The 6,429-nt window shown below is 35.9% G+C and carries 8 protein-coding genes; 6 read left to right on the top strand and 2 right to left on the bottom strand.

Annotation, left to right across the window (positions count from 1 at the left end):
- Positions 1 to 5 precede the first annotated feature (5 nt).
- Positions 6 to 1,301, bottom strand: a complete 1,296-nt coding sequence (gene hemL, locus BPMYX0001_RS02245) for a glutamate-1-semialdehyde-2,1-aminomutase (protein WP_006093437.1) — start codon at positions 1,299 to 1,301, stop codon at positions 6 to 8.
- Between the two features lie 127 nt (positions 1,302 to 1,428).
- On the opposite strand from hemL, the gene BPMYX0001_RS02240 reads away from it, so the two are divergent.
- From BPMYX0001_RS02240 to perR, 6 genes are all read left to right on the top strand, one after another.
- Positions 1,429 to 2,442, top strand: a complete 1,014-nt coding sequence (locus BPMYX0001_RS02240; RefSeq protein ID WP_003194928.1) for an ABC transporter ATP-binding protein — start codon at positions 1,429 to 1,431, stop codon at positions 2,440 to 2,442.
- Entirely contained in the window at positions 2,435 to 3,226 is a 792-nt protein-coding gene (locus BPMYX0001_RS02235; RefSeq protein WP_018768003.1) for an ABC transporter permease, read from the top strand. The genes BPMYX0001_RS02240 and BPMYX0001_RS02235 overlap by 8 nt, the downstream gene beginning before the upstream one ends.
- A 4-nt stretch (positions 3,227 to 3,230) precedes the next feature.
- Complete coding sequence (locus tag BPMYX0001_RS02230; RefSeq protein WP_018782728.1) at positions 3,231 to 4,016, top strand: ABC transporter permease; 786 nt, start codon at positions 3,231 to 3,233, stop codon at positions 4,014 to 4,016.
- A gap of 76 nt (positions 4,017 to 4,092) precedes the next feature.
- Entirely contained in the window at positions 4,093 to 4,497 is a 405-nt protein-coding gene (locus BPMYX0001_RS02225) for a potassium channel family protein (protein ID WP_016112998.1), read from the top strand.
- A gap of 45 nt (positions 4,498 to 4,542) precedes the next feature.
- Positions 4,543 to 4,998 (top strand): thioredoxin-dependent thiol peroxidase, encoded by a 456-nt coding sequence (gene bcp / locus BPMYX0001_RS02220; protein WP_003194937.1) that lies wholly within the window; start codon positions 4,543 to 4,545, stop codon positions 4,996 to 4,998.
- Between the two features lie 318 nt (positions 4,999 to 5,316).
- Positions 5,317 to 5,745 (top strand): peroxide-responsive transcriptional repressor PerR, encoded by a 429-nt coding sequence (gene perR, locus BPMYX0001_RS02215; protein ID WP_018768004.1) that lies wholly within the window; start codon positions 5,317 to 5,319, stop codon positions 5,743 to 5,745.
- Between the two features lie 63 nt (positions 5,746 to 5,808).
- On the opposite strand, the gene BPMYX0001_RS02210 is transcribed toward perR, so the two are convergent.
- Positions 5,809 to 6,165: a YgzB family protein gene (locus BPMYX0001_RS02210; RefSeq protein ID WP_016113001.1), complete on the bottom strand. Its 357-nt coding sequence runs from the start codon at positions 6,163 to 6,165 to the stop codon at positions 5,809 to 5,811.
- Between the last annotated feature and the right edge of the window lie 264 nt (positions 6,166 to 6,429).

The following is a 6,429-nucleotide window of genomic DNA, read 5'->3' as shown; positions in this document are numbered from 1 at the left end:
TTTTCTTATGCGTTCGCTAAAGCAGCAAATGCTCTACCGACAGCTTCGATTGTATATTCCATATCTTCTTTTGTATGTTCTGTTGTTAAGAACCATGCTTCATACTTAGATGGAGCTAAGTTAATTCCTTCGTTGAGCATAAGCTTGAAGAACTTACCGAACATTTCTCCATCTGTATTTTGAGCAGCGTCATAATCTTCAATTGTATCTGTAGTGAAGTATACAGTTAACGCACCTTTTAGACGGTTTACTGTAATATCGATGCTATGTTTTGCAGCTTGTTCTAAAATTCCTTTTTCAAGCATTGCTCCAAGTGCATCTAATTTTTCGTATACACCTTTTTGTTGCAGTACTTCTAAGCAAGCAATACCAGCTGCCATAGATGCTGGGTTTCCAGCCATTGTACCAGCTTGGTAAGCAGGGCCGAGCGGTGCAACTTGTTCCATAATTTCTTTTTTACCACCATATGCACCGATTGGAAGACCTCCGCCAATTATTTTACCAAGTGCTGTTAAATCTGGTGTTACACCAAGTAAGTCTTGAGCACCGCCGTACATAAAGCGGAAAGCTGTGATTACTTCATCATAAATAACTAGTGCGCCAGCTTCGTGAACAAGCTCATTTACTTTTTCTAGGAAGCCAGGTTTAGGTTCGACAATTCCGAAGTTCCCAACGATTGGTTCTACAAGAATAGCTGCTACCTCATGTCCCCATTTATCGAGTGCTTCTTTTAATGTCTCTACGTTATTAAATGGAACGGTAATAACTTCTTGAGCGATACTTTGGGGCACACCGGCTGAATCAGGAGTACCAAGAGTAGAAGGACCTGAACCAGCTGCTACAAGAACTAAGTCTGAATGACCGTGGTAGCAACCAGCAAACTTCATAATTTTTGTACGACCTGTATAAGCGCGAGCCACACGAATTGTTGTCATAACAGATTCCGTACCAGAGTTTACGAAACGAACTTTATCTAAAGCAGGCATTGCTTCTTTTAACATTTTTGCAAATTTTACTTCTAGTGCTGTTGGTGTTCCGTATAAAACACCATTTTCAGCTGCTGTTTTAATTGCTTCTGTTATGTGAGGATGAGCGTGTCCTGTAATGATTGGACCGTATGCTGCTAAATAATCGATATATTTGTTACCATCTACATCCCAAAAATAAGCACCTTTTCCGCGTTCCATTGCAACAGGTGAACCGCCACCAACTGCTTTGAAAGAACGAGAAGGACTGTTAACACCACCAACGATATGTTCTAACGCTTCCTTATGTAATGCTTCTGATTTTGTGAAATTCACTACAATTCATCTCCTTACAAAAATCTATGTATTATTCTAACATGTTTTTCAAAAAGACGTATTGTTTGTGATAGGAAGGGCAGTTGGGTAAACTATTCGTTGTGGTATCGAGGAAGGGGGTCCGATTATGAAATCGGTAATTGAAGTACAAGGATTACGTAAAGAATTTACAGCATATTCAAGCCGCTCTGGTTTAAAAGGTGCGTTTCGCGATTTATTAAATCGTAATTATAAAATAGTGCCAGCAGTGAATGATGTTTCGTTTACTGTAAATCAAGGTGAAATGGTTGGTTATATTGGTGAGAATGGTGCGGGTAAATCAACGACAATTAAAATGTTAACCGGAATTTTAACACCGACGTCTGGTCAAATTACAGTAAATGGCATGAATCCACATAAACAGCGAGAAGAGTTTGTGAAAACAATTGGTGTTGTATTTGGTCAGCGTTCACAGCTTTGGTGGGATATTGCGGTACAAGAATCATTTCGTTTATTAAAAAAAGTGTATGGTGTATCTGATAGGCAGTATAAGGAACATATGGAGCATGTCATTGAAACACTAGATATTGGACCATTGCTAGATAAACCGGTGCGTAAATTGTCGCTTGGTCAACGAATGCGTTGTGAATTAGCAGCAGCGTTAATTCATAATCCACCGCTTTTATTTTTAGATGAACCAACGATTGGACTAGACGTTCTCGTAAAATTAAAAATCCGTGAGTTTTTAAAGGAAATGAATGAACGTTATAAAACAACAATTTTATTAACAACACATGATATTACTGATATTGAAGCGTTATGTGAACGCGTTATTATGCTGGATGAAGGAAACATTATGTATGATGGATCATTAGAAAAGCTTCGTTCGCAGTGGGGAGCAGAAAAAGAAATACATTTTCAATTTACAGCACCAGTTTCATATCAACAACTGTTAATGCTAATGCCGGATAATCATGTAGTTTGGTCACAAGGGAAAGAAGAATATACATGGATTGCGAAAATACCCAATGAAGAAGTTATAATTTCTATGCTTATTTCCAAAGTAGTCCAAGCCTTTCAAATTAAAGATTTAAAAATTAATGAAGTGTCGACAGAAGAAATTATCCGTAATATTTATGAAGAGGGTATGATTCATGGGTAAGTATATTGAAATGATTCGTATTCGTTTTTTAATGATGCTTGCTTATCGGACAAATTACTATAGTGGAATTTTAATTTATACGATTAACATCGGAGCGTATTATTTTTTATGGCAAGCTATTTACAGTGGGAAAGAGAATATCGAAAGTTTATCGATTTCTCAAATGACAACCTACATTGCCATCGCGTGGATGGCTCGCGCTTTTTATTTTAATAATATTGACAGAGAAATTGCGATGGAAATTCAAGAGGGACGTGTAGCTGTTGAATTAATTCGTCCATATAACTACTTAGGAATGAAAGTTATGCAAGGTCTTGGAGAGGGGATCTTCCGTTTTGCATTCTTTTCTATTCCCGGTATGATCATTGTTACACTTTTATTCTCGTTACAAATTACAACCAATTTTCAAACGTGGTTATATTTTTTTCTGTCGTTAGTTTTCAGTTTTATTATTAATACGCAAATTAATTTAATGACAGGCATGCTTACTTTTTTCTTATTTAATAATAGTGGAATTATGTATGCAAAACGTGTGGTTATTGATTTATTTTCAGGTTTATTACTACCCATTAGCTTTTATCCTCTATGGGCACAAAAAGCGATGGTGTTTTTGCCATTTCAAGCAATCAGTTATATTCCGAGTATGATTTTCTCTGAAGGAATACAAGGAAGTAAGTTGTATCAGGCTTTATTATTTCAAATGATTTGGGCAGTCGTACTTATTGTTCCAATTGTGCTGATGTGGAAAACGGCGAGAAAACGCCTAATTGTACAAGGGGGATGATGAGATGCTGTATATAAAACTGTTTTTGCAATATGCAAGCCAATATATAAAAACTAAACTAGAGTATCGCGGCGATTTTATCGTTGGATTATTATCTGATTTACTACTCCAAGCTGTTAACTTAATTTTTATTCTTGTTGTTTTCGGACATACACAAGCATTAAAGGGATGGAGCCGAGAAGAAGTTATTTTTATTTATGGCTTTTTCTTAGTACCATTTGCTATCTTTTCTGCTTTCTTTAATATATGGGATTTTAATGATCGATACATTATTAAGGGAGAAATGGATCGTGTTTTAACAAGACCGATTCATAGTTTATTCCAAATTATATTAGAGCGAATGGAACTGGAGTCTTTGATTGGTGCAGTTACTGGGATTATTGTAATGGGATATGCGTCAGTGCAGCTTCAATTATCCTTTTATTGGTACGATTTCTTTCTTTTCTTGTTCATGGTAGCTGGAGGTGCCCTTGTATATGGCGGGATATTTGTGACACTTGCAAGTATTGGCTTTTGGTCAGATGCAAAAAGCTCTATTATGCCATTGATGTATAACATTGGGAATTATGGGCGATATCCTGTAAATATTTATAACCGTGTGATCCGGTTTGTTTTAACGTTTGTCTTACCATTTGCATTTGTTGGTGTATATCCAGCGGCGTATTTTCTTAGAAAGACAGAATGGAACAGTTATGCGTTTGCGACACCGTTTGTTGGTGTAATTTGTTTTACAATTGCAATCACGCTTTGGAATTTTGGAGTGAAGAAATACCGCGGTGCGGGAAACTAACGACAGATATACAAGTTTCATCTACTGTGGGATAAATTGTTCTTTGTCCTCATACATATAGGATGAGGTGGAGGACATGTTATGGGGACTTATTTTATTAATTTCAGCCATTGCTGTGTTAAGGAGTATTCAAATATTATGGAGCTCATACTCAGATTCGAAGCGTTTCTTTTCCTTGTATAACCTAACTTCATTATTTCTAATTTACACAACGGTGCTTATCGCATTTGGATTAAGTTATGTTGTATTAGAGGAAAGTGGATTTGCCGTCTTAAGAGAAGACGGAGAAAGTTTAACTGTCCATTCTTTCCAACTGGTAGAAGTATGCTTATATTTTAGTGCGGTTACTTTATTATCTGTTGGATATGGTGATGTAACTCCTGTTGGAATCGGACGCTGGATTGCAATTATTGAAGCGTTGATTGGATATACATTGCCGTTTGCATTCGTAGTTCGAACAGTGATAGACAATGAAAAATGAGATAACATTTGTTATAGTAGAAGGAAAAGACAAGGAGTGATAAAGATGGTCGCAGTAGGAGAAATGGCACCGGATTTTACACTAGAAGGAAGTAACGGAGAGCAGGTTAAGCTATCGGACTTTCACGGGAAAAATGTAGCACTATATTTTTATCCGAAAGATATGACACCAGGCTGTACAACAGAAGCGTGTGATTTCCGAGATGCATACGGATTATTTCAAGAAAAAGATACGGTTATACTTGGTATAAGTCCAGATCCAGTGAATAGACATTTAAAATTTATTGAAAAGCATGATTTGCCATTCTTACTTTTAGTAGATGAAGATCATAAAGTGGCGGAACTATATGATGTATGGAAGCTGAAAAAGAATTTCGGAAAAGAGTACATGGGAATTGAAAGATCTACGTTTCTTATTAATAAAGATGGTGAACTAGTAAAAGAATGGCGTAAAGTAAAAGTGAAAGGGCATATCGAAGACATCCTTTCTTATTTAGATTAAGGTTCTGCATAAGCAAGAACTGAAGGGAATTTATTATGATGTAATTACTATGAGGCATATGTCTATACACTTGTGCTGATGTTTCATACATTAAGAGGGTAGGGCATACCTCCTCAGATGATAGTATTCCAAGTGCGATTATTTCGCACTTTTTTCTATGTAAATGTATAAAGGAAGGACAAATATACATAAGAATAAGGTTAGATGAAAAATAAACTACACAGTTATAGTAGAAATATTGACGATTGACAAGAAAAGGAGTACACTCTTTATAAGAATTATAAAATAATAATCCGTATAGAATCGGGGTGCATGACGGTGGTCAAAGAAGAATTAAAAGAAGCGCTAGAAATGCTGAAAAATACGGGTGTACGCATTACTCCACAGCGTCATGCTATTTTAGAGTACCTTGTGGAATCTATGACGCACCCAACAGCGGATGAAATTTATAAAGCGTTAGAAGGTAAGTTTCCAAATATGAGCGTTGCAACTGTTTATAATAACTTACGTGTATTTAAAGAAGTTGGGCTTGTTAAGGAATTAACTTATGGAGACGCTTCAAGTAGATTTGATTATGTTACAAGTCAGCATTACCATGTAATTTGTGAAAAGTGTGGTAAGATTGTTGATTTTCCTTATGGAGGTTTGGAAAAACTTGAAGATGAAGCTGTGAAAGCAACCGGCTTTGTTATTAATAGTCATCGTTTAGAGATTTATGGCGTATGTCCAGAATGTCATAAGGCGTAATATATAATAAAGAAAGAGGTCAACGGTTACGTTGACCTCTTTCTTTATTATATAAACTCCATTTTATGCTTTATAGCTCTTTTTATTATACCTCTCATCAAACTCTTTTCCTTCTAAATTACGATCAAGCGTTAAGGGTTGATTGCAATGCATACATGCGTCTACTCGGCCGAGCATTTTGGTAGGTTTGTTACAACTTGGGCAAATGATTTGTACGGTTTTTGTAGATAACATACCAATCCAAAAGTAAACGACGGTGCTAGCGATAACTGCTAAAAAGCCAACCATCATAAAAATGGTCATAATAATAATATTTTCGCGAAAAAATACGCCTAAGTATGCAATGAAGAGTCCGATAAATACTAAACTTAATGCAAAGGTTCGAATTTTATTGATTTTGTTCGAATATTTAATCCCCATTCCCATCACGCTCCTATAGGAATAATATAACATAAAATTTTGAATTTTTGATTTAAAAGAAGTGGGGTTTGTTAAAATGATGAAAAAAAGAAATAAACGGGATGTGAAATTTTTTTATGAAAAGTATTGACCATGTATAAACTGCATGATATATTAATAACCGTCGCTGATGCGAAACGGCAGAAAGCGAAAAAAAGAAATTAAAAAACTTAGTTGACATGGAAAAATGAAGGTGTTAACATAAGGGAGTCGCCATTGAGCGAC

Origin of the sequence: Bacillus pseudomycoides DSM 12442 (assembly GCF_000161455.1) — a bacterium.
In the GTDB taxonomy this organism is placed as follows: Bacteria; Bacillota; Bacilli; order Bacillales; family Bacillaceae_G; genus Bacillus_A; species Bacillus_A pseudomycoides.
This window is presented reverse-complemented; position numbering and strand designations above follow the sequence as displayed.

Coding starts and splice junctions, on each gene's coding strand:
- BPMYX0001_RS02240 (WP_003194928.1), top strand. CDS start 1,429: ATGAAATCGGTAATTGAAGTACAAGGATTACGTAAAGAATTTACAGCA.
- BPMYX0001_RS02235 (WP_018768003.1), top strand. CDS start 2,435: ATGGGTAAGTATATTGAAATGATTCGTATTCGTTTTTTAATGATGCTT.
- BPMYX0001_RS02230 (WP_018782728.1), top strand. CDS start 3,231: ATGCTGTATATAAAACTGTTTTTGCAATATGCAAGCCAATATATAAAA.
- BPMYX0001_RS02225 (WP_016112998.1), top strand. CDS start 4,093: ATGTTATGGGGACTTATTTTATTAATTTCAGCCATTGCTGTGTTAAGG.
- bcp (WP_003194937.1), top strand. CDS start 4,543: ATGGTCGCAGTAGGAGAAATGGCACCGGATTTTACACTAGAAGGAAGT.
- BPMYX0001_RS02210 (WP_016113001.1), bottom strand. CDS start 6,165: ATGGGGATTAAATATTCGAACAAAATCAATAAAATTCGAACCTTTGCA.